Source organism: Pseudomonas sp. FW305-28 (assembly GCF_017351395.1).
GTDB classification, from domain to species: domain Bacteria; phylum Pseudomonadota; class Gammaproteobacteria; order Pseudomonadales; family Pseudomonadaceae; genus Aquipseudomonas; species Aquipseudomonas fluorescens_AA.
In genome coordinates this window covers 1-21,241 of the sequence record NZ_JACNDD010000086.1, presented here as the reverse complement: position 1 = coordinate 21,241, position 21,241 = coordinate 1, and the positions used below count along the sequence as shown (strand labels likewise).

Genomic DNA, 21,241 nt, shown 5'->3' with positions numbered 1-21,241 from the left:
AAACCCGCCCGCGTTTGACATCTTCCCGTCAGCCAGCAGTCACCTTGACGTCAGTCGCCCCCGCCTAGAGTGCTACGACCATCCCAACGAGGACAGTGTCGTGGAGTCCACTATGAAAATTCAAAACCTGTCGATTGCCGGCCTGCTGGTCGTCATCGCCCTGAGCGGTTCGCCGCTGCTCGCCAAAGAACAAACGCAAGTCCCGGCCTACGAATATGGCATGCCGCTGGACATCGCCAAGGTCATCCGTATCGAGGCACCGACATCGCCGATGTGCGAGGTCGTGCAAGCGAAGATGACCTACTTGAATACCCAAGGGGCAAAGAAACACGTCAGCTTTCTGCAGTTGGCCGAGGCGTGCTCGAAACAGTGACCGTCCGGCGATGCCGGTTCATTCTTCAGACAGGGACCATCACCATGAATAGCACAACAACACCCGTCATTGGCCGCATGAGCACCATGAGCCGGCTCGGAAGACTGGCGAAAACCCTTGCCGCGCGCGTCGCGCTGCTCAGTGCGGTGAGTATCGAGGCGTCCACGCGCATTGCACCGAAACCAGACTGGTCGACCGGCGACATACCGTCCCAGAAAGGTCGGATTGTCCTGATCACCGGTGGCACCAGCGGCATGGGCTACGAGGATGCGCTGGCCTTGGCGCGCGCCGGCGCCGAAGTCATCATCGCCGCGCGCAACCCGGAGCGTGGCGCACAGGCCATTGCGCGTATTCGCCAGTCGGTGCCCGACGCCAAGGTGCAGTTCGAGGCCGTGGACCTGGCCGATCTTTCATCGGTGCGCGGCCTGGCCCAGCGGCTCAATCAGCGACTGCCGCGCCTCGACGTGCTGATCAACAACGCCGCCGTCATGGCGCCTCCCGAGCGGGGGACTTCCGCTGATGGCTTTGAACTTCAACTGGCCACCAACTACCTGGGGCACTTCGCGCTGACCGGCCTGTTGGTGCCGCTCTTGCGTCAAAGCGAGGATGCCCGCGTGGTGAGCCTGTCGAGCATTGCCGCAGCGCGCGGCACGATGAACCTCGATGACCTTCAGAGCGAGCAGAAGTACGACCCTTACGCGGCCTACGCCCAATCGAAGCTGGCCGTGCTGCACTGGGCCTTTGCCTTGCAGCGGCGCAGTGATGCCGAAAACTGGGGCATTCGCAGCATCGCGGCGCACCCCGGCGTTGCCGTGACCGAGTTGGTCGAACGGGGGCCGGGCCTCGACAGCGAGTTCGGTCGGCGCTGGGCAAAGGACCGCGACGCGTACCACTCAGCGGCACAAGGGGCGTTGCCCACGTTGTATGCCGCCACGGCTGCCCAAGCCGCAGGCGGGGCATATTACGGCCCGACCGGTGACGGAGAAAGACGCGGTCCGCTGGGGTTTGCCAAGACCCCGCCTGCCGCCAGCACGCAGGCGGATGCCGAGCGGCTCTGGGCGGTCTCCGAGCGCCTGACCGGCGTGACCTATCGCTGATGCGACCCTGGGCGCGGGCGTCCGTCCCGCGCTTGACCTTTGCCTTATTGCCGTCTCCCCGGAGTCCCTATGAGTACGCCTTCCTATGTGCACCGGCTGAGTCTCGCCCTGAACGCCCGCGATGGCGAGTTGCGTCCGGCGCTGTGCGGGTTCCTGCTGTTTCTTTGCCTCTTCACCGGTTACTTCATGCTGCGTCCGATCCGTGAGTCGATGGGCATCGCAGCCGGGGTGGAAAATTTGCAATGGCTGTTTACCGCGACCTTCCTGGTCATGCTGGCGGCCGTGCCGTTGTTCGCCTGGCTCAGCGCCCGAGTGCCGCGCCTGCGCCTGATCGATTGGGTGTACGGCTTCTTTGGCTTCAACCTGCTGATGTTCGTCGAGCTGTTCCAGTTCCAGCCCGACAGTATCTGGCTGGCCCGGGTCTTTTACGTCTGGATCTCGGTCTATAACCTGTTCGTCGTCTCCGTGGCCTGGAGCCTGATGGCGGATGTATTCGACAGCGAGCAGGCCAAGCGTCTGTTTGCCTTCATCGCCGCCGGGGCCAGCGTCGGCGGCCTGCTGGGACCGACCCTGAGCGCGCTGCTCATTGGTCCCTTTGGCGCCTCGGGGTTGATGTTGCTGGCGGCCTTGTTGCTGGGCGCCACGCTGGTGTTGAAACGAGCGCTGATGGGGTGGCGCGAAAAGGGCGGGGCTGGCCGTCCCGGCGCGGCGCCGACGCAAAGCCCCCGGCAGCCACTGCAGGGCAATCCGTTCAGCGGTTTTACGGCGGTGCTCAAGTCATCTTACCTATTGGGAATCGCCGGGTTCGTTGTGCTGTTGGCGACGGTCAGCACCTTTCTCTACTTCGAGCAGGCGCGCCTGGTGGCCGAGCTCTATCCGGATCGCGCGGCGCAAGTGCGCATCTTCGGCACTATCGACATCATCGTGCAGGCCGGTGCGTTGCTGTCCCAGCTGTTCATCACCGGCCGTATCGCGCCGAAGCTGGGGGTGCGTGCCTTGCTGGCCATCGTGCCGCTGCTCATGTGCATCGGCTTCCTCGGCCTGGCGTTGGCGCCGGGGTTCGCGCTGCTGGCAGCGCTGATGATCGTGCGACGGATCGGCGAGTACGCGTTCGTCCGGCCGGGTAGGGAAATGCTGTTCGCCCCCTTGGATGCCGAGAGTAAATACAAGGCCAAGAACTTCATCGATACCGTGGTCTATCGCGCGGGTGACGCCCTGAGCGGCTGGGCCAAGAGCCTGCTCGACCTGCTAGGGCAGGGCGCCGGTGCGGCAGCGATGATTGGCGCCTGTTGCGCGCTGCTGTGGGGTTACTTGGGCTGGCAATTGGGGCGGCGGGCGGACAACGCCGCTTCCCGGGAGCTGCGCTTGGCGGCCATCGCGGCCAGGGCATGAAGACCGTGCCAACCAAACTACTTTATTGTCCGTCGCATCGTTGCGGCGAGTGAAAGGTGATGCGGATGAGTCTGAAAAACAAGGTACTGGCGGTCGGTGCGGTGATTGCCTGCTTGGCATTCTCCAGCGTATTTGCGGGCAAAGAAAACGCCTTGGTCGGGACATGGCGCATGGTCAGCGCAACCGTCGAGAATCAGGGCAGCCGATCGGAGGCTTATGGCCCCGATCCCCATGGCTGGCTCGTGTTCACGCCAGAGCTGACGTTTGTCGAAGTACTCACTGATCCGCGCGTGCCGGTGTTTCGATCCAATGCGCGTGGCGAAGGCACCGATGAGGAGAACCGGGCAGCAATGGCGGGGAGCATCGGTTTCTTCGGGCGATACACCGTCGATCAGAACGGTGAGTTCACGGGCAATACTGTCCAAGGCTCTACGTTCCCGAACTGGGTGGGCGCTGTGCGTACCCGGGACGACCTGCAGTTGAAGGTCGACGGTGACCAGATGGTGGAGGATTTTCGCCGCCCGGATGGGGCGAAGGTTCACATCGTCTGGGAGCGTGTGAAGTGATGTGCCCGAGGGCATTCGGGCACATCTGCCATCGCAGGCACCGAAGCCCGAGGCACTGCGAAAAAAGGGTGTCTAGGTACGCAAAGCACTTTCAGGCGATTAGCCAAACCCAACGATCGCCTTGGTTTCCAGGTATTCCTCAAGGCCGAAGACGCCGTACTCACGGCCATTGCCCGAGCGCTTGTAGCCCCCGAATGGCGCCATGGGATTCCAGGCCGGGTAATTCAGGAGCACTTGCCCCGCGCGAATTCGATAAGCCACCGCGCGCGCCAGTTCAAGATCCTGCGATTGAACATGGGCACCAAGCCCATAGACCGTGTCGTTGGCGATAGCGACTGCCTCGTCGATGGTTTCGTAGGCAATGATGCACAGCACCGGCCCGAAGATTTCTTCCTGGGCGATCCGCATGGCGTTATCCACCTCGGAGAACACAGTCGGGCGAGTGTAGAAACCCTTTTCAAACCCCGGCACGCGTCCGAGCCCGCCGCAGAGCAGTTTTGCCCCCTCATGCAGTCCGGTCTCGATCATGGCTTGCACGCGATTGAACTGGGCTTCATTGGCGATGGGGCCCAGTACCGTTTCCGGTGATTGCGGATCACCCACGATGATCCCGTTGGCGGTGGCGACCGCCAGTGCTTCGACCTCCGCCAGCCGGTCCTTGGGCACGATCATCCGGGTCGGGGCGCTGCAGGATTGTCCGACGTTGCGCAACGCCGCCATCACCCCCATTGGGACGGCTTTGGCAAAGTCGGCGTCGGGCAGCAGAATGTTCGGGGATTTACCGCCCAGTTCCTGGCCGACCCGTTTTGCCGTCGCGGCGGCCGCCTGGGCCACCAGCGCCCCTGCGCGATTCGAGCCGGTAATCGAGATCATGTCGATATCGGGATGGGCGGCCATTGCAGCCCCGACGACATGGCCGCTGCCGTTCACCAGGTTGAAGACACCCGGTGGAACGCCTGCGTCATGGACCACTTGCGCAAACAGCAGGGCGCTCAGCGGCGACAATTCACTGGGTTTGAGCACCACCGTGCAGCCGGCCGCCAGCGCCGCGGCGACTTTTGCGGTGATTTGATAAAGCGGCCAGTTCCACGGGGTGATGAGGCCGCAGACGCCGATGGGTTCGCGTTGGATCGCGGTCCCGTTCTCGACGGTCTGGAAACGATAGGTGGACAGCAGGTCGCGGGCGACCCGGACGTGCTCGGCGGCCAGGGGCACTTGCATTGCCCGTGCAGAACCGATGGCGGCGCCCATTTCCAGGGAGATCGCCTGGGCGAAATCTTCTTTGCGCTCAAGGATAAGCTCATGGAGCTTGCCCAGCACCTGCGCACGCGACGCCGTGGAAGTGACAGACCAACCGGCAAACGCGGCACGCGCCGCCGCGACCGCCCGATCGACATCCTCGGCAGACCCGCTGGCGACCTGGGCGACGACCTCTTCGGTCGCCGGATTGACCACCGGCAAACTGGCCGGGCTGACCGGCGCAGACCAACCGCCATTGATATAAAACAGCTGGGCGGTTTGCGGATCAACGCTGTAGCTATTCGAAGATTGAGTAGTCATCCAAGGTGTTCCTTTAGAGCGGTATGTCGAGCCTGCTCAATAAGCTAACAAAGCAGCCCAGACAAAAGATGCCGTTGTTCAAGTGCGCAAAGGAGAATCTGCCGTATCTGCCGGGCTAACTTGGCATTACCCCGTGGCGAGGGCCATCGCTTCGATTTCGATCAGGTAGCCATGATGCAAGGCCGGAACAGGTACCACCGCTCGCGCTGGCCGATGCTCTCCCAGGTAACGGGCGTAGATTTGATCAAACGCAGGCCAGTGCTCGATACCTGCGACATAGACCGTGACCTTCAGCAGGTCGCGCGTGCTCCGGCCTGCTGCACCGAGGATCGCCACCAGGTTATCGAGGGCGATGGCGGCCTGGACCTCAAACGATTGGTCGGCACTGTGGCTGCCATCGGCGCGTATGGGCAGTTGCCCGGACACATACAGAACGCCCTGATGCACGACCGCCTGGGCGTAATGTCCACCCGGCGCCGCGGCGTTGGCCGTGCTGATCAACTGGATCGAACCTGCTTGATTACCAGCCATGCAAGCGACTCCAGGTGTGCACGCCACCCTCGGCGTCAACCGCGTGATAGTCCGGGAATTGCGCGCCTGTGGCACAGGCATGGTTGGGCAAGATGCGCAGGCGGCTACCGATGGGAAAGCGCGCGGTGATGTCGACACCCTCAGCCATTTCAAGCGAGACAATGCCGTGCTCCTGATTGGCTCCCGTGAGCAACGCGCCCTCGATCCAATCGCCGGCGTCGGTGCAAACCTGGCCATAACCAAAGTCCCGCTGTTGGCGCTGCGTGCCGCGGTCACGGCTCATGGCCATCCAACCGGCGTCGGTGATGATCCAGCCTTTGTCTTTCTGATGACCGATGACGGTGGTCAGCACGCTCAGCGCCAACTCGTCGGCCTGGCAGACACCGATGTTGTGCATCACCAGATCGAAGAACACATAGACACCGGCGCGCACTTCAGTGACGCCTTCCAGGTTCAGTGCCGACAAGGCCGTAGGCGTCGAGCCGATGCTGACCTCCGGGCAGGCGAACCCGGCTTCGCGCAGTCGTTGGGCCGCTTTGACGCAAAGAGCGCGTTCCTGTTCGGCCAGGGCTCGTAGCGCTTCAGGGGTGTCGAGTTCATAGCTTGAGCCGGCATGGGTCATCACCCCGCGAAGCGGCATGCCACCCTCGTTGAGTATCCGTGCGACTTCAAGAAGTGAATCGTCTTCGACGTGCAGGCCGGATCGATGGCCGTCGCAGTCGATCTCGATCCAGACGTCGAAACGTTCGTTGTGTTGTTGGCCGAAGGTGACGATGGCCCGGGCAGCGGCAAGGCTATCCGTGAGGAGGCTCAACTGGCAGCCTTGGCGCCGCAGCAGCAAGGCCTGGGGCAGCTTGCCTGGCGCGATGGCGACGGCATAGAAGACGTCACGAATGCCTTCAGCGAAACAGTACTGGGCTTCCTTCAAGGTCGAAACCGTGACGCCGCTGGCACCCGAAGCGAGCTGCGCCTGGATCACGGGGAGGCATTTACTGGTTTTGATATGCGGGCGCAAACGCACACCCAAGGCATCCATGCGTTGTTGCATGCGCTGGATATTGTGCTGCATGCGCGGCACATCCACGAGCGCGGCGGGGGTATCGAGGGCGGCAAGAGAAGCTGACATAAGGAGGACTCGAATGGCTGGGTACAGGGCCCACTCTACAAAGCGGTCGTGAAGGTGTGCTTCAATGAGGCGTCATCAATCATTAAGTAGAATTGAATGATCTCCATCGAGGACCTGCGTCTGGCCGTGACGCTGGCGCGCGCCGAATCGTTGAGCGCGGCCGCCAGAATCCTGAATGTCTCACCTCCCGCGCTGTCCATGCGTCTGCGCAAGCTGGAGACGCTGCTCGGCCTGACGCTGGCCAACCGCGATGCCCGGCGCCTGAGTCTCACCGCCGATGGCGAGCGTTTCTCCCGGGAAAGCGCGCGCTTGCTGGAGCAGTTGGAAGCGCTCCCGGAATCCTTCAAGCAACGAGACGAGCAGTTGGTTGGCACGCTCAGGCTGGCGGCGCCGTTCGGCTATGGGCGGCAACGCATTGCACCGCTGTTGGCGCGTTTCGCCAGGTTGCACCCTCAGTTGTGCCTGCACCTGGATTTACGCGAAACGCCATGGCCGGATCGCCATGACAGCGACGCGGTGATTCACATCGGTCACCTCAATGACAGCCTGTGGGTCGCCAGGCTCCTCACGTCAAATGACCGATGGTTATGCGCAAGCCCTGCCTATCTGGAGCAGCACGGCATGCCATCGTCGCCTGAGCAACTTGCCGAGCACCGCTGCATTTGCATTCGTGAAAATGATGAAGATGTCACGCTGTGGCACCTGCGCAAAGGGCAGGGGCGTAAAACCCTGCGCATCGAGCCCGCGATGTTGAGCAACGATGGCAGTGTGGCTCGACGCTGGGCCGAGCAAGGCCTGGGGCTGGTGCTGCGTTCGCAATGGGATGTCAGTGACGCCATTGCCGATAAGCGTCTGGTTCGGGTGCTGGCGGATTGGCAATTCGACAGTGCGCCGATCAACCTGTTGGTGCCTTCACGAAAACTGCGTAGCCCGCGTGTGCAGGCTTTGGTGGCGTTTCTGGAAGAAGCATTGAAAGCATGATCAGCGAACTGCTCGCGAAGGGCGTTTCATAGTCAATGAGACGTTGAATGTGCCGGCCTCATCGCGAGCAAGCTCGCTCCCACAGGGGGGCTAAGCACATATTTTTGTCTGCCGAACATCCAATGTGGGAGCGAGCTTGCTCGCGATAGCGGTGGTCCAGCTAAATAAATGCCGGGACGTGTCCCGCCAAACAGATAAGCAAAACCTCCAATCCGAAGCGCTCCGCAAAGTCTGCTGAACACATCCCGCAAAACGGTGGTTTGTACCAGGCGACCTATACTTTTAACCGTTTATGCACGGTTTCTTGGTGTTGTAATAACACCATGATTCAGCGTGGCACTGATGCTTCCACAACGGAGTAGCGGCTTGCCCTGGTCGCCACCCTCAGTGCATGGCCGATGCACCCGCGACCACCTGAAGAAGTCGTACCTTCAAATCCCCCGGCCTTCATGGACATCCCTAAAATGCCAGCACCGTTAATTTCCGTAGAGACGAATTCTGAGCTTCCAACGCACGCTGATGTTGTCGTGATCGGCGGCGGCATTATCGGATCCTTCACGGCCTATTACCTGGCCAAGCGCGGCATGAAGGTCGCGTTGGTGGAAAAAGGCCGTGTGGGTGCGGAGCAATCGAGTCGAAACTGGGGCTGGTGCCGTCAACAGAATCGAGACGCTCGTGAACTGCCGCTGTCGACCAAGAGCCTTGACCTTTGGGAGCAGTTCGCAGCGGAGACCGGTGAGGACACAGGTTTCAGAAGGTGTGGCTTGCTCTACCTGAGCAACAACGAGAAAGAGCTGGCCGGTTGGGCGAAATGGGGGGAGTTTGCCCGTACCGTCAATGTGAAAACCCACATGCTGACGGCGGAGCAGGCCGCTCAACATGGCCGGGTCACCGGCAAGCCCTGGAAAGGCGGGGTCTTTTCACCTACCGACGGCACGGCAGACCCATCCCGCGCCGCCCCGGCGGTCGCACGGGCCATCATTAAACTGGGCGGTACGGTGCACCAAGGCTGCGCCGCCCGTGGCCTCGAGACCGAGGGTGGCCGGTTGTCTGCCGTCGTCACCGAGAAGGGCACCATTCGCACCAAGCTCGCGGTGCTCGCCGGTGGCGCATGGGCGTCCTCTTTTTGCCGTCAGTACGGCATCCGGTTTCCCCAGGCGTCCATTCGCCAGACGATACTGTCGGTTTCCAAAGGTGCCCAAGAGATACCGGACGCGCTCCACACGGATGAAGTCTCCATGACCCGTCGCTCCGATGGCGGGATCACGCTGGCCATCAGTGGCCGAGGACGTGTCGACCCTACCTTGCAATTGCTGCGTTTCGCTCCGCAGTTCCTGCCGATGTTCCAGCGCCGCTGGCGCAAGCTGGCTCCCGGTGGCCTGGAGGGTTTTCAATCGGGGCACGAGGGCTTGGGTCGCTGGAAGTTGGACCAGCCGACGCCGATGGAGCGCATGCGAATTCTGGATCCCAAGGCAGACGCCTCGACGGTCGAGTTGACTTACAAGCGCGCGGTAGACCTGATCCCGATGCTGAAAACCTCGTCGGTCACCGCAGCCTGGGCAGGTTATGTGGACAGCACGCCTGACGGCGTCCCGGGCATCGGCGAGATGGCGAGCCTGCCTGGCCTGGTGCTGGCGGCAGGGTTCAGTGGCCATGGTTTCGGCATCGGCCCGGGTGCGGGGCATTTGATCGCCGACATTGTCTGTGACATGCCCCCGCTGGTTGATCCGCGTCCCTATCACCCGGACCGTTTTCAATCTTCGGCCTGGGGCAAGGTCGCGGAGTTCTGAGGCGCTGGAAACTCACCCGCAAAACAATGAACGGGCGCATCCTCAGGGGATGCGCCCGTTTTCATTTGCAGGCGCAGATTCTGCCGCTTGTGGGGGTTCCAGCGGTTTTTTACGCACCATAAACGGCCGTAAATGCCTTGAAAACGGCGCAAATGCCCGGCCATGGCGCATCCCGCACAGTCTGCTGAGCAGGCCCCGAAAAACGGTGGTTTGTGCCAAGGGACCTATACTTTTAACCGTTTATGCACGGTCTCATGATGCTGTAATAAATCCGTGATGCAGCGTTGCACCCAGGCTTTCGGAACGGCGCAACCGCTTGCCCCTCATGACCTCAACCATCACTCAGGACTGCACTCATGAGCTTCCTTCGCCCCAAGTACATTACCTTCGACTGCTACGGCACGTTGACCAACTTTCAGATGGGGACCATGACGCGCGAACTGTTCGCCGATCGGGTCCCTGCCGAGCAGATGGACCAGTTCGTCAAGGATTTCTCGGCCTATCGCCTGGACCAGGTGATGGGTGACTGGCGGCCCTATGATGAAATCCTCAAGACTGCCCTGGCCCGGGTCTGCAAGCGTTGGGGTGTCGAGTACAAAGGCGAAGGTCAGCTCTACTACGATGCCGTCCCGACCTGGGGGCCCCATGCCGACGTACCGGCCGGCCTGTCGAAAATCGCCGACAAGATTCCCCTGGTGATTTTCTCCAACGCGATGGACGAGCAGATCATGTCCAACGTCGACAAGCTCGGCGCACCGTTCCATAAAGTCTTCACAGCTCAACAAGCCCAAGCCTACAAGCCGCGCCTGGCGGCCTTCGAATTCATGCTCGATAACCTCGGCTGCGGGCCGGAGGATGTCCTGCACGTGTCCTCGAGCTTCCGTTATGACCTGATGTCGGCCCACGACATGAAGATCAAGCACAAAGCGTTCGTGGCCCGTGGTCATGAACTGCCTGGAAACGCTGGCTACAACTACCACCAGATCCCGGACATCGGCGGATTGGCCGGCCTGGTCGGTCTCTGAGTCTTTGGACACTCTTCAAGGCATAAGGGGTTAGACATGGGCAGTGAGTCTTATTGGCTCGATACCGCACCGGCATTTACCGGTGCCCAGCTCGGTGCGTTGCCCGGGCAGGCCGATGTGGCCATCGTCGGTGGTGGTTTCACTGGCCTGGCCGCGGCCCGGGCCCTGGCCTTGAAGGGGGCCAATGTAGCGGTGCTGGAAGGCGGGCGGGTCATTGGCGAGGCGTCGGGGCGCAATGGCGGCCAGTGCAATACCGGCGTGGCCCAGGACTACGCGGCCCTGAGCGCCAGCCTCGGTGCCGATAAAGCCCGCGCCTATTACCAGGCTTACGAAAGTGCCGTGCAGAGCGTCGTCTCGCTGGTGGAGCAGGAGCAGATCGCCTGCAACTTCACGCGCAACGGCAAGCTCAAGCTGGCGGCCAAGCCCATGCATTACGAAGGTTTGGCACGCACCTGCGAGTTGATTCGGCGTGAGGTCGATGCCGAGGTCGAATTGTTGTCTGCACAAGAGACCCGCGCAGAGGTCAACTCGGCCCAGTTCCATGGTGGCTTGTTGCAGCGCAACGGCGTGCAGATGCACGTCGGGCGCTTCGGGGTCGGGTTGGCCGAGGCCGCCGCCCGTCACGGCGCCTTGATTTTCCAGGGCGTGTCCGTCACGGACTGGAAAGCCAGTGCCGGCGGCTACCGGGTCAATACCACCAAGGGATCGCTACAGGCCACGCAGGTCCTGCTGGCCACCGGCACCTCTCAGCAGGGTGGGTTGGGCTGGTATCGGCGGCGGATCGTGCCGGTGGGCAGTTTCGTGATCGCCACCGAGGTGTTGCCACAGGCGCTGATCGACAGCTTGCTGCCGGCACACCGTTCCTATGTCACCAGCCGCATGATCGGTAACTACTTTCGCCTGACTCCGGACAACCGTCTGCTGTTTGGCGGGCGGGCACGGTTTGCCATGTCTGACAGCGTGTCCGATGCCAAGAGCGGCAAAGTCTTGCACGCGGCGATGGTGCAGATGTTCCCGCAACTGGCCCAGGTGAAGGTCGATTACTGCTGGGGCGGATTGGTGGACATGACCTCCGATCGGCTGCCCCGGGCCGGCCAGCACGGCGGGGTTTATCACTCCATGGGCTACAGCGGCCATGGTGTGCAGATGTCGGTGCACATGGGCCAAGTCATGGCCGACGTCATGGCGGGCAAGGTCGAGGCCAACCCTTGGCGCGAACTCGATTGGCCGGCCATCCCCGGTCATTTTGGCAAGCCCTGGTTTTTGCCTCTGGTCGGTGCCTACTACCGCCTTCAAGACTATTTGCACTGAGTTGCGGGAGACGCTTCACGTTTCAACACATTGCGTTAATCGCGAGCAATCGAGCCTTATCATTTCCGAAAGGTAGAACTGACATGACTGACAAAAAAAACAGTATCGACACCCAGCTGATAACAGGTACGGAAAGTCTGCGCATTTTCGAAGGGCTCAATCGCGGCATGTCACGCCGCAATGCATTGCAAATGCTGGGATTGGCCGGGGTGGCCGTGGCGGGCGCGGGCAGCCTGTTCGGCGCCGCCGGCAAGCTGTTCGCCGATGAGGAGGCCGCCCCTGGCAAAGGCAAGCCTGGCGGGCGCATTCGCGTCGCCGGCTCGACCAGTTCCACCGCCGACACCCTCGATCCGGCCAAAGGTTCATCGTCCACCGATTATGTGCGCCATTACATGTTCTATAACGGGCTGACGCGGTTCGACAGCCACATGGTGCCGCAACTGGAACTGGCCGAGCGTATCGACACCACCGACGCCACGCTTTGGGTGATCAGCCTGCGCAAGGAAGTGACCTTCCACAATGGCAAGGCCCTGACCGCCGCCGACGTGGTGTTTTCGCTGCTGCGGCACAAGGACCCGATCACCGGTTCCAAGGTCCTGCCGCTGGCGTCGCAGTTCGCCGAAGTCAAAGCCGTTGGCACCCACGAAGTGCAGATACAGTTGAGCGGTCCCAACGCTGAGCTGCCGTCGATCCTGGCCGTCTCCCACATGTTGATCGTTCCCGAGGGCACCAGCGATTTCAGCCAGGGCATCGGTACCGGTCCGTTCAAGGTCAAGGAGTTCAAGCCCGGGGTGCGCTCCATTGGGGTGCGCAATACCAACTACTGGAAACCCGGCTTGCCGTACCTGGACGAGATCGAATTCATCGGCATTGCCGACGAATCGTCACGGATCAACGCCCTGTTGTCGGGGGACGTGCACATCGTCAACGAGGTCAACCCACGCTCGACGACTCGCATCAAGGCCAGCGCCAAGCACCAGGTCATCGATTCACCGTCGGGCAACTACACTGACCTGATCATCCGTCAGGACCAGATGCCGGGCCAAAGCCCGGAATTCACCCAGGCCATGAAGTTGCTGCTGGACCGCGAACAGATCAAGTCGGCGATCTTCCGCGGCTACGCCAGGGTCGGCAACGATCATCCGATCGCACCCGGGGCACGTTTCCACAATGCCGAGTTGCCACAACGGGCCTACGATCCGGAACAGGCCAAGTTCCTGCTCAAGAAGGCCGGCATGCAAGACATCAGCATGCCGCTGATGTGCTCGCCAGCGGCGACCGGCTCGGTGGACGTCGCGGTATTGCTGCAGCAGTCCGCCAAGGAGGCGGGACTCAAGCTCAACGTCAACCGCCTGCCGAGCGATGGCTACTGGTCCAACCATTGGGCCAAGCACCCACTGAGCTTCGGCAACATCAACCCGCGGCCCAATGCCGACATGCTGTTCTCGCAGTTCTTCCAGTCGAGCGCACCGTGGAATGAATCCGGTTGGAAAAACGAACAGTTCGACCAGTTGTTGGTGCAGGCCCGAGGTGAAACCGACGAGGCCAAGCGCGGCAAGATGTACGGCGACATGCAAGTGCTGGTACATGAGCACTGTGGCATCGGCGTACCGGTATTCATCAGCAACATCGATGGCGCCGATCAGCGCGTAAAGGGCTACGGCGCCAACCCCCTGGGCGGTTTCATGGGCTACATGTTTGCCGAGCAAGTCTGGCTGGACGCCTGATGACCGTCGGGTTTGGGCCATATTGCATGAGGGTCGGATGATGAACAGCAACACACTCTGGTTGATCGGCCGCCGCCTGGGGGCGGCGGTCGTGACCTTGTTGATTGTCTCCATGGTGGTATTCGCCATCACGGCAGTGCTGCCGGGGGACGCCGCGCAACAGGCGCTGGGGCAGTTCGCCACGCCGGAACAGGTGGCGGCCCTGCGGATGAAAATGGGGTTGGACCAGCCCGGTGTGTTGCGTTACCTGCATTGGCTGACGAGCCTGCTCAGCGGTGACTTGGGGATGTCGATGTCCAATGCCATGCCGGTCGTCGACTTGATGGCCGGCCGGGTCCCCAACACCTTGATGCTGGCGGCTGCCACGGCGTTGGTATCGGTGCCTGTGGCCTTGACCCTGGGTATCGGTTCGGCGATGGGACGAGGCGGGCGTATCGACAGCTTCCTGAGCTTCTTCACCTTGACCATGGTGGCGGTGCCGGAGTTTCTGGTCGCCACCTTGGCGGTGCTGATATTCGCGGTGAACCTGGGCTGGTTGTCGGCACTGTCCTATGCCAGTGACATCACCTCACCCTGGCAATTCATGCGCACCTACGCCTTGCCGGTGATGACGCTGTGCTGCGTGATTGTCGCGCAAATGTCGCGCATGACCCGGGCGGCGGTGATCGATCAACTCGACAGCCCTTACGTGGAAATGGCCCGGCTCAAGGGCGTCAGCAATATCCGGATCGTCCTGCGGCATGCCTTGCCCAATGCCATTGGCCCCATCGCCAATGCCATCGCCCTGAGCCTGTCCTATCTGTTGGGCGGGGTGGTGATCGTGGAAACGATCTTCAACTACCCCGGCATCGCCAGCCTGATGGTCGATGCCGTGACCAACCGCGACATGGCCCTGGTCCAGGCCTGCACCATGTTGTTTTGTACGGCGTACCTGGCGTTGGTGTTGATTGCCGACCTGTGCGCGATCCTTTCCAACCCGAGGCTGAGAAACCAATGAACAACCTCATTGTGAAGTCCCCGACGGCGGCCGTTGCGCTGGGGCTGGGCAAAGACGCCCACGCAAAGTCCTGGCTTGGCCTGGTCGGTGCCGCGATGTGTGTGATCTGGTTGCTGGTGGCCATCTTCGGTCCGTGGCTGGCGCCGCATCCGGTGGGAGAGGTGGTCTCTGACAACGTCTTCGACAGCCTCAGCGCGACATACCCGTTTGGCACCGATTACCTGGGCCGCGACATGCTCAGCCGGATCCTTGTCGGCGCACGCTTCACCGTCGGCCTGGCGTTGGTGGCCGCGGTGTTGTCCAGCACCCTGGGAACCAGTCTGGCGCTGCTGTCGGTGGTGTCGCCAAAGTGGCTGGATGAACTGATCAGTCGCCTGATGGACGCGTTCATCTCGATCCCCAGCAAGATGTTGGCGCTGATCATGGTCTCGGCCTTCGGCTCCTCGGTCACCTTGCTGATCTGCACGGCGGTGTTGAGCTACACCCCCGGCGCTTTCCGCATCGCCCGCAGCATGGCGGTGAATATCGAAGCCCTGGAATACGTGCAAGTGGCCCGTACCCGTGGCGAGCGCCGGCTGTACATCGCTTGTGTGGAAATCCTGCCGAACATACTCAACCCGGTGCTGGCGGACCTGGGCCTGCGCTTTGGTTTTATCGTGTTGCTGCTCAGTGGCATGAGTTTCCTGGGACTGGGCGTGCAACCGCCGGATGCCGACCTGGGCTCGCTGGTGCGCGAGAACATCGGCGGCCTCAATCAGGGGGCGCCGGCCATTGTGATTCCGGCCCTGGCCATCGGCACCCTGACCATCGGTGTGAATCTGTTCATCGACCGGTTGTCGTCGCGACGTAGCCGACGTTCGGGAGGTCATTGAAATGAGCGAATTGATTCGAGTACAGGACCTGCGCGTGGTCGCCTGTGGCGAACAGGGTGAAGTGGACATCGTCAAGGGGGTCAGCTTTTCCCTGCAAAAAGGCGAAGTGTTGGCGTTGATCGGTGAGTCCGGTTCCGGCAAGACCACCATTGCCCTGGCGCTGCTCGGTTATGCCCGGCGCGGTTGTCGCCTGGCGGGCGGCGTGGTGCAAATCGGCGAGCATGACATGCTGGCGTTGAGCGAAAGCCAGTTGCAGAAGTTGCGGGGCAACCGGGTGTCCTATATCGCCCAGAGCGCCGCAGCGGCATTCAATCCGGCGAAAAAGCTGATCGACCAAGTGGTGGAGGGCGCTCTGATCCACGGCCTGGGTAGTCGGGCGGCGCTTGAAGCCAAGGCTATCGAGTTGTTCCGCGACCTGGCCCTGCCAGACCCTGAGCGTATCGGCCAGCGCTACCCCCATCAGGTGTCCGGCGGGCAACTGCAACGGGTGATGGCGGCCATGGCGCTGATCAGCGATCCGTTGCTGGTGGTGCTCGACGAGCCGACCACGGCCCTTGATGTGACCACCCAGATCGATGTACTGCGGGCCTTCAAGCGAGTGGTCCGTGAACGTGGGGCCACGGCCGTCTATGTGTCTCACGATCTGGCGGTGGTGGCGCAGATGGCTGACCAGATCGTGGTGCTCAATGGCGGCGAAATCTTCGAACACAGCGCCACGGCACCGTTGCTCAAGGGCCCGGCCCACAAATACACCCGCAGCTTGCTGGCGGCGGCGCGACCGGACACGACGATCCGTCCGCCGAGCGACATCGCCCAAGAGACACCGTTGCTGACCATCCAGGGGCTCACCGCTGGCTATGGCAACAAAAATGCCCAGGGCATGCCAGCGATTCGCGTGCTGGAAGACATTGACCTGACGGTTCGCAGAGGCCAGGCCATCGGCGTCATCGGTGAGTCGGGTTCCGGCAAATCGACCCTGGCACGGGTCGTGGCCGGATTGCTGGTACCGGCCCTTGGCGGGTTGACCTTCGATGGCCACCCCCTGGGGGGCAGCCTGTCGTCGCGCACCCCCGAGCAGTTTCGACGTATTCAAATGGTCTTCCAGAATGCCGACACCGCACTCAACCCGATGCACAGCGTCAGCACGATCCTGAGCCGCCCGCTGAAGATGTATTTCGGCCTCAAGGGCGCGGCTTTGCGCGAGCGTATCGGCGAATTGCTGGACCTGGTGCGTTTGCCGCGGGCGATGGCGCAGCGGCGTCCGAACGAACTGTCCGGCGGGCAGAAGCAACGGGTCAACCTGGCCCGGGCCTTGGCGGCCAAGCCGGACCTGATTCTCTGCGACGAGGTGACCTCGGCGCTGGATACCGTGGTCGGTGCGGCGATTCTCGAACTGCTGCGCGATCTGCGCCAGCAACTGGGGGTGTCCTATCTGTTCATCAGCCACGACATCTCCACCGTGCGCGCCCTGTGTGACGACATCGTGGTGATGTACAGCGGCCACAAGATCCAGGCCGGAACGCGCCAATCCTATGCGCAGGCACCGTTCCATCCGTATACCGACCTGCTGATCCATTCCGTACCGGAACTGCGCCAGGGCTGGCTGGAAACCTGTGGGGCCACGACCTGCCAGACGCTGCCGGCCATTGGCCCTAAAGCCAACGTGCCCGACCTGTGCACCTTCCTCAGTCGCTGCCCGGTGCGGGTCGACGGCTTGTGCAACTGCGTCGCGCCGCAGCGGCGGATGATTGTGGGCGGCAGTGAAATCCTCTGCCACCACGACAGTGCGGAACTGATGAAGACCCAGCAGTTCAACAACATGACCGTGGCGGCGTATGCATGAACCGGCGTTTCGTCAGGCTGGTCGACATCAAGCGCTTCTTCTTTTCAGTCGAGCAACGGAGCAAGGCCTCATGAAACCCCGCGTGTTGGACATTCTCAAACGGCTGATGGCCTTCGATACCGTCTCTTCGGAATCGAACATGGCCTTGATCGAGTACGTACGCGACCTGCTGCTGACCAAGGGCATCGAGTCCCTGATCGTCCAGGATGAAAGCGGCAAGAAAGCCAATCTGTTTGCCAGCACCGGGCCACGGGACGTGCCGGGGATCCTGCTGTCCGGGCATACCGACGTGGTGCCGGCGGCGGGGCAGGCCTGGACCTTTCCTGCCTTCGAGGCGACGGTGCAGGACGGGCGGATTTATGGCCGTGGCAGTTGCGACATGAAGGGTTTTATCGCACTGGCTGTCGACGCCATGCTCGAGGCCACCGAGCAGCCATTGAGCCGGCCATTGCAATTGGCCCTGTCCCATGACGAAGAGATCGGTTGCGTGGGGGTGCGTCGTTTGCTCGATGTGCTGCACCTGGCACCGGTCCGGCCGTTTCTGTGCGTCATCGGCGAGCCAACCAATATGCAGTTCGTACTCGGGCACAAGGGCAAGGGTTCCTACCGTACTTACTGTCGCGGCCTGGAAGCGCATTCCTCCCTGGCACCGCGCTCGGTCAATGCGATTCACGTGGCCTGCGATTTCATTGCCGCGCTGCGCCTGAGCCAGCAGCAGTTGCAAGAGCAGGGGGCCCGGGATACCGATTACGACGTGCCCTACAGCACCGTGCATGTTGGACAGATTGTCGGCGGCAAGGCGCTGAACATCGTGCCCAACTTGTGCACCCTGGACTTCGAAGTGCGTAACTTGCCGGCGGACGACCTGGACGGGTTCCTGGAGCAGATGCGTGAGCGAGCCGAACTGATCGTCGGCGAAGCCAGGAAGCTCTCCAGCGTGGCCGCTATCGAAATCGAGACCCTGAATGTCTACCCGGGCCTCGATACCCACCCGAGCGTCGAAGCGGTGCGTTTCCTGAAAAACTTTGCCGCCCCGGACACCGGCACGGCCAAGGTCTCATTCGGCACCGAGGGCGGATTGTTCAAACAACGCCTGGATGTGCCGGTGGTGGTCTGCGGGCCAGGCTCGATAGAACAGGCGCACAAGCCTGACGAGTTCATCGAGATCAGCCAGATGGACGCTGGCGAGCGCTTCCTGCAAGGGTTAGTGGGCTCAATGCACCGCTAGTATTCCGTCTGCCTGATTGAACATTCCCTCACCACGCCTGCAACCCCGTGCGTTTCATCGCCTGATCGAGGCGCACGGCGATCAATCCCCACCCACGGTAGAGCATGCCGCCGAAGGCTGATTTTCAGCATTCACGGCTGTAGGGCCGGCGTTTTCAGCATCCTCGTCCAGGGCGAAACAATAGACTGAAGGCTGTCTCAAAACAGGACCCGACACCATGCTCAAGAATCGCCTGAAAGACCCCAGCTTGCTGGTAGAACGCGCTTACATCGACGGTCAGTGGGTCGGCGCCGACAACGCCGCGACCGTGGACGTTATCAACCCGGCCACCGGCGAAGTGCTCGCCAGGGTCCCCGCGATACAAGGCAGTGAAACCCGGCGCGCCGTCGAAGCCGCCGACCGTGCCTGGCCGGCCTGGCGTGCACGTCCGGCGGCAGAGCGGGCGGCGCTGCTGGATCGCTGGTATCAGGCCATGATCGACAACCTCGATGACCTGGCGTTGATCTTGACCTGCGAACAGGGCAAGCCGCTGGCGGAAGCCCAGGGCGAAATTCGCTACGGTGCCAGCTTCGTCAAATGGTTCGCCGAAGAAGCCCGACGGGTCTACGGTGAAACCATCCAGGCCCCCAGCGGTGATCGCCGCTTGCTGACCCTCAAGCAACCGGTCGGTGTTTGCGCCGCGATCACCCCATGGAACTTCCCCAACGCGATGATCACCCGCAAGTGCGCACCCGCCCTGGCCGCCGGCTGCACGATCGTGGTCAAGCCGTCGGACCTGACCCCGCTGTCAGCCCTGGCACTGGCGGTGTTGGCCGAGCGGGTCGGCATTCCCGCCGGGGTGTTCAACGTCGTGACCGGCATGCCCGCCGGCATTGGTGAAGAACTGACCGGCAACCCGACCGTGCGCAAGCTGTCTTTCACCGGGTCCACGGCGGTCGGTCGCCTGCTGATGCGCCAGAGCGCCGAACACATCAAGCGCTTGAGCCTGGAGCTGGGCGGCAACGCGCCGTTCATCGTGTTCGACGACGCGGACCTGGAGCAGGCCGTGACCGGCATCATGCTCAGCAAATTCCGCAACGCCGGGCAGACCTGCGTCTGCGCCAACCGGATCCTGGTGCAGGATGGGATCTACGAGCGCTTCGCCCAGCGCCTGGTGGAGGAGGTGGGCAAGCTCAAGGTCGGCGATGGCCTGGATGCCGGCGTAAACATAGGTCCATTGATCAATACGGCGGCGGTCAGCAAGGTCGCTCGACATATCGACGAGGCCTTGAGTCAGGGCGCTCGTCTACTCTGTGGTGAAATCCCCAAGGGCGACAGCCAGTTCGTCCAGCCGACGGTGCTCGGTGAAACCCATGCCGGAATGCTGCTGGCCAATGAAGAGACCTTCGGTCCCGTTGCGCCGTTGATGCGTTTCAGCACCGAAGAAGAGGCGCTGGCCTCGGCCAACGCAACGCCTTACGGCTTGGCCGCCTATTTCTTCACCCAGGACTTGCGCCGCTCATGGCGGTTTGGCGAGGCGCTGGAGTTCGGCATGGTCGGGCTCAATACCGGGCTCATTTCCATGGACGTCGCCCCCTTTGGCGGTATCAAGCAATCGGGGCTGGGGCGTGAGGGCAGCAAATATGGCCTGGACGAGTTCCTTGAAGTCAAAGCCTTCCACATGGGTGGCTTGTGATCCGGTCAGCATTTGAAGAGAGGAGGCACGGTTGATGAGCAAACCATTCAGAATCGCTGCGATTGCCGGCGACGGCATCGGTAAGGAAGTCTTGCCGGAAGGGCTGCGGGTATTGGAGCAGGCCGCGAAGAAATGGCAATTGGATTTGAGCATCGAAGTGCTCGACTGGGCTCACTGCGATTATTACCTGGAACACGGGCAGATGATGCCCGCCGACTGGTTCGCGCAGCTCAAGGACTTCGACGCGATCTACTTTGGCGCCGTGGGCTGGCCGGACAAGGTGCCGGATCACATTTCCCTGTGGGGGTCGCTGCTGAAGTTTCGCCGGGACTTCGACCAATACGTGAACATCCGACCGGTGCGGCTGTTTCCCGGTGTACCGTGCCCGCTGGCCGGACGCGAAGCCGGGGACATCGACTTCGTGGTGATCCGCGAAAACACCGAGGGCGAGTATTCCTCGATCGGCGGCAAGATGTTCGAAGGCACCGAACATGAGTTCGTGCTGCAGGAGTCGGTGTTCACTCGCCGCGGTGTGGACCGGATTCTCAAGTTCGCTTTCGACCTGGCCCAGACCCGGCCGCGCAAACGCCTGACCGCGGCGACCAAGTCCAACGGCATCTCCATCAGCATGCCGTACTGGGACGAACGCACCGCGCTCATGGCGCAGCAGTACCCGGACGTCACCTGGGACAAGCAACACATCGATATCCTCTGCGCGCGCTTCGTGCTTCAACCCGACCGCTTCGATGTGGTCGTGGCGTCGAATCTGTTCGGCGACATCCTGTCCGACCTGGGCCCTGCCTGCGCCGGCACCATCGGCATCGCCCCTTCGGCCAACCTCGACCCGGAGCGCCGTTTTCCCTCGTTGTTCGAACCGGTCCATGGCTCGGCGCCGGATATCTATGGACGGAACATCGCCAACCCGATTGCGATGATCTGGTCCGGCGCCTTGATGCTGGACTTCCTCGGCAATGGCGATGAGCGCTACCGTGCGGCCCATGATGGAATTCTCAGGGCCATCGAGCAGGTGATCGCCGAGGGGCCGATCACACCTGATCTAGGCGGGCAGGGCTCGACCCAGGATGTGGGTCAGGCTATTGCGATGGCGCTTTGAACTGAGCATCGCGAGCAAGCTCAGCTCCCACAA

Annotated in this window: 18 protein-coding genes; 15 read left to right on the top strand and 3 right to left on the bottom strand. The window is 62.0% G+C overall.

The genetic code is table 11. The features are described 5' to 3' along the window. Positions 1 to 112 precede the first annotated feature (112 nt). The 4 genes from J4E53_RS19625 (at position 113) to J4E53_RS19610 (ending at position 3,428) form a co-directional block, all read left to right on the top strand. The gene (locus J4E53_RS19625; RefSeq protein ID WP_060742372.1) at positions 113 to 373 is read left to right on the top strand and encodes a DUF2790 domain-containing protein; all 261 of its coding nucleotides are present in this window, start codon (positions 113 to 115) and stop codon (positions 371 to 373) included. Positions 374 to 417: 44 nt separating this feature from the next. Next, positions 418 to 1,470, top strand: a complete 1,053-nt coding sequence (locus tag J4E53_RS19620; RefSeq protein WP_256587204.1) for an oxidoreductase — start codon at positions 418 to 420, stop codon at positions 1,468 to 1,470. A 69-nt stretch (positions 1,471 to 1,539) separates the two neighbouring features. After that, entirely contained in the window at positions 1,540 to 2,862 is a 1,323-nt protein-coding gene (locus J4E53_RS19615) for an NTP/NDP exchange transporter (protein ID WP_103309695.1), read from the top strand. A gap of 65 nt (positions 2,863 to 2,927) precedes the next feature. Beyond that, positions 2,928 to 3,428 (top strand): lipocalin-like domain-containing protein, encoded by a 501-nt coding sequence (locus J4E53_RS19610; RefSeq protein ID WP_103309697.1) that lies wholly within the window; start codon positions 2,928 to 2,930, stop codon positions 3,426 to 3,428. 99 nt (positions 3,429 to 3,527) lie between these two features. Here J4E53_RS19610 and J4E53_RS19605 read toward each other — a convergent pair whose 3' ends face one another. The 3 genes from J4E53_RS19605 to J4E53_RS19595 all read right to left on the bottom strand — a co-directional run bounded on the left by J4E53_RS19605 (position 3,528) and on the right by J4E53_RS19595 (position 6,645). After that, on the bottom strand, positions 3,528 to 4,988 hold the full coding sequence (locus J4E53_RS19605; protein ID WP_103309698.1) for an aldehyde dehydrogenase family protein: 1,461 nt from the start codon (positions 4,986 to 4,988) through the stop codon (positions 3,528 to 3,530). A 126-nt stretch (positions 4,989 to 5,114) separates the two neighbouring features. Further along, complete coding sequence (locus tag J4E53_RS19600) at positions 5,115 to 5,519, bottom strand: RidA family protein (RefSeq protein ID WP_103309700.1); 405 nt, start codon at positions 5,517 to 5,519, stop codon at positions 5,115 to 5,117. Beyond that, a complete protein-coding gene (locus J4E53_RS19595) occupies positions 5,509 to 6,645 on the bottom strand; it encodes a DSD1 family PLP-dependent enzyme (RefSeq protein WP_103309702.1) in 1,137 nt (378 codons plus the stop codon). Before J4E53_RS19595 ends, J4E53_RS19600 begins: the two co-directional genes overlap by 11 nt. A gap of 96 nt (positions 6,646 to 6,741) precedes the next feature. Between J4E53_RS19595 and J4E53_RS19590 the strand changes: the two genes are divergently transcribed. The 11 genes from J4E53_RS19590 to J4E53_RS19540 all read left to right on the top strand — a co-directional run bounded on the left by J4E53_RS19590 (position 6,742) and on the right by J4E53_RS19540 (position 21,208). Next, positions 6,742 to 7,626 carry a LysR family transcriptional regulator gene (locus tag J4E53_RS19590; protein ID WP_103309704.1) on the top strand — a complete coding sequence of 295 codons (885 nt, stop codon included), beginning with the start codon at positions 6,742 to 6,744 and terminating at the stop codon, positions 7,624 to 7,626. A gap of 464 nt (positions 7,627 to 8,090) precedes the next feature. Next, positions 8,091 to 9,416, top strand: a complete 1,326-nt coding sequence (locus J4E53_RS19585) for an FAD-binding oxidoreductase (protein WP_103309706.1) — start codon at positions 8,091 to 8,093, stop codon at positions 9,414 to 9,416. Positions 9,417 to 9,772: 356 nt separating this feature from the next. Further along, positions 9,773 to 10,441, top strand: a complete 669-nt coding sequence (locus J4E53_RS19580) for a haloacid dehalogenase type II (RefSeq protein WP_060742364.1) — start codon at positions 9,773 to 9,775, stop codon at positions 10,439 to 10,441. Between the two features lie 36 nt (positions 10,442 to 10,477). Next, positions 10,478 to 11,752 carry an FAD-binding oxidoreductase gene (locus J4E53_RS19575; protein WP_103309707.1) on the top strand — a complete coding sequence of 425 codons (1,275 nt, stop codon included), beginning with the start codon at positions 10,478 to 10,480 and terminating at the stop codon, positions 11,750 to 11,752. Positions 11,753 to 11,835: 83 nt separating this feature from the next. Beyond that, positions 11,836 to 13,479, top strand: a complete 1,644-nt coding sequence (locus J4E53_RS19570) for an ABC transporter substrate-binding protein (protein ID WP_060742362.1) — start codon at positions 11,836 to 11,838, stop codon at positions 13,477 to 13,479. Between the two features lie 40 nt (positions 13,480 to 13,519). Further along, positions 13,520 to 14,476 (top strand): ABC transporter permease, encoded by a 957-nt coding sequence (locus tag J4E53_RS19565; protein ID WP_060743220.1) that lies wholly within the window; start codon positions 13,520 to 13,522, stop codon positions 14,474 to 14,476. Further along, positions 14,473 to 15,348 carry an ABC transporter permease gene (locus J4E53_RS19560; protein WP_053121195.1) on the top strand — a complete coding sequence of 292 codons (876 nt, stop codon included), beginning with the start codon at positions 14,473 to 14,475 and terminating at the stop codon, positions 15,346 to 15,348. The genes J4E53_RS19565 and J4E53_RS19560 overlap by 4 nt, the downstream gene beginning before the upstream one ends. Before the next feature lies 1 nt (position 15,349). Then, a complete protein-coding gene (locus J4E53_RS19555) occupies positions 15,350 to 17,191 on the top strand; it encodes an ABC transporter ATP-binding protein (protein ID WP_103309709.1) in 1,842 nt (613 codons plus the stop codon). Positions 17,192 to 17,261: 70 nt separating this feature from the next. After that, complete coding sequence (gene argE / locus J4E53_RS19550; RefSeq protein ID WP_060742360.1) at positions 17,262 to 18,419, top strand: acetylornithine deacetylase; 1,158 nt, start codon at positions 17,262 to 17,264, stop codon at positions 18,417 to 18,419. Positions 18,420 to 18,636: 217 nt separating this feature from the next. Further along, positions 18,637 to 20,094 (top strand): NAD-dependent succinate-semialdehyde dehydrogenase, encoded by a 1,458-nt coding sequence (locus J4E53_RS19545; protein ID WP_103309710.1) that lies wholly within the window; start codon positions 18,637 to 18,639, stop codon positions 20,092 to 20,094. Positions 20,095 to 20,128: 34 nt separating this feature from the next. After that, on the top strand, positions 20,129 to 21,208 hold the full coding sequence (locus J4E53_RS19540; protein WP_060742358.1) for a tartrate dehydrogenase: 1,080 nt from the start codon (positions 20,129 to 20,131) through the stop codon (positions 21,206 to 21,208). Positions 21,209 to 21,241 lie beyond the last annotated feature (33 nt).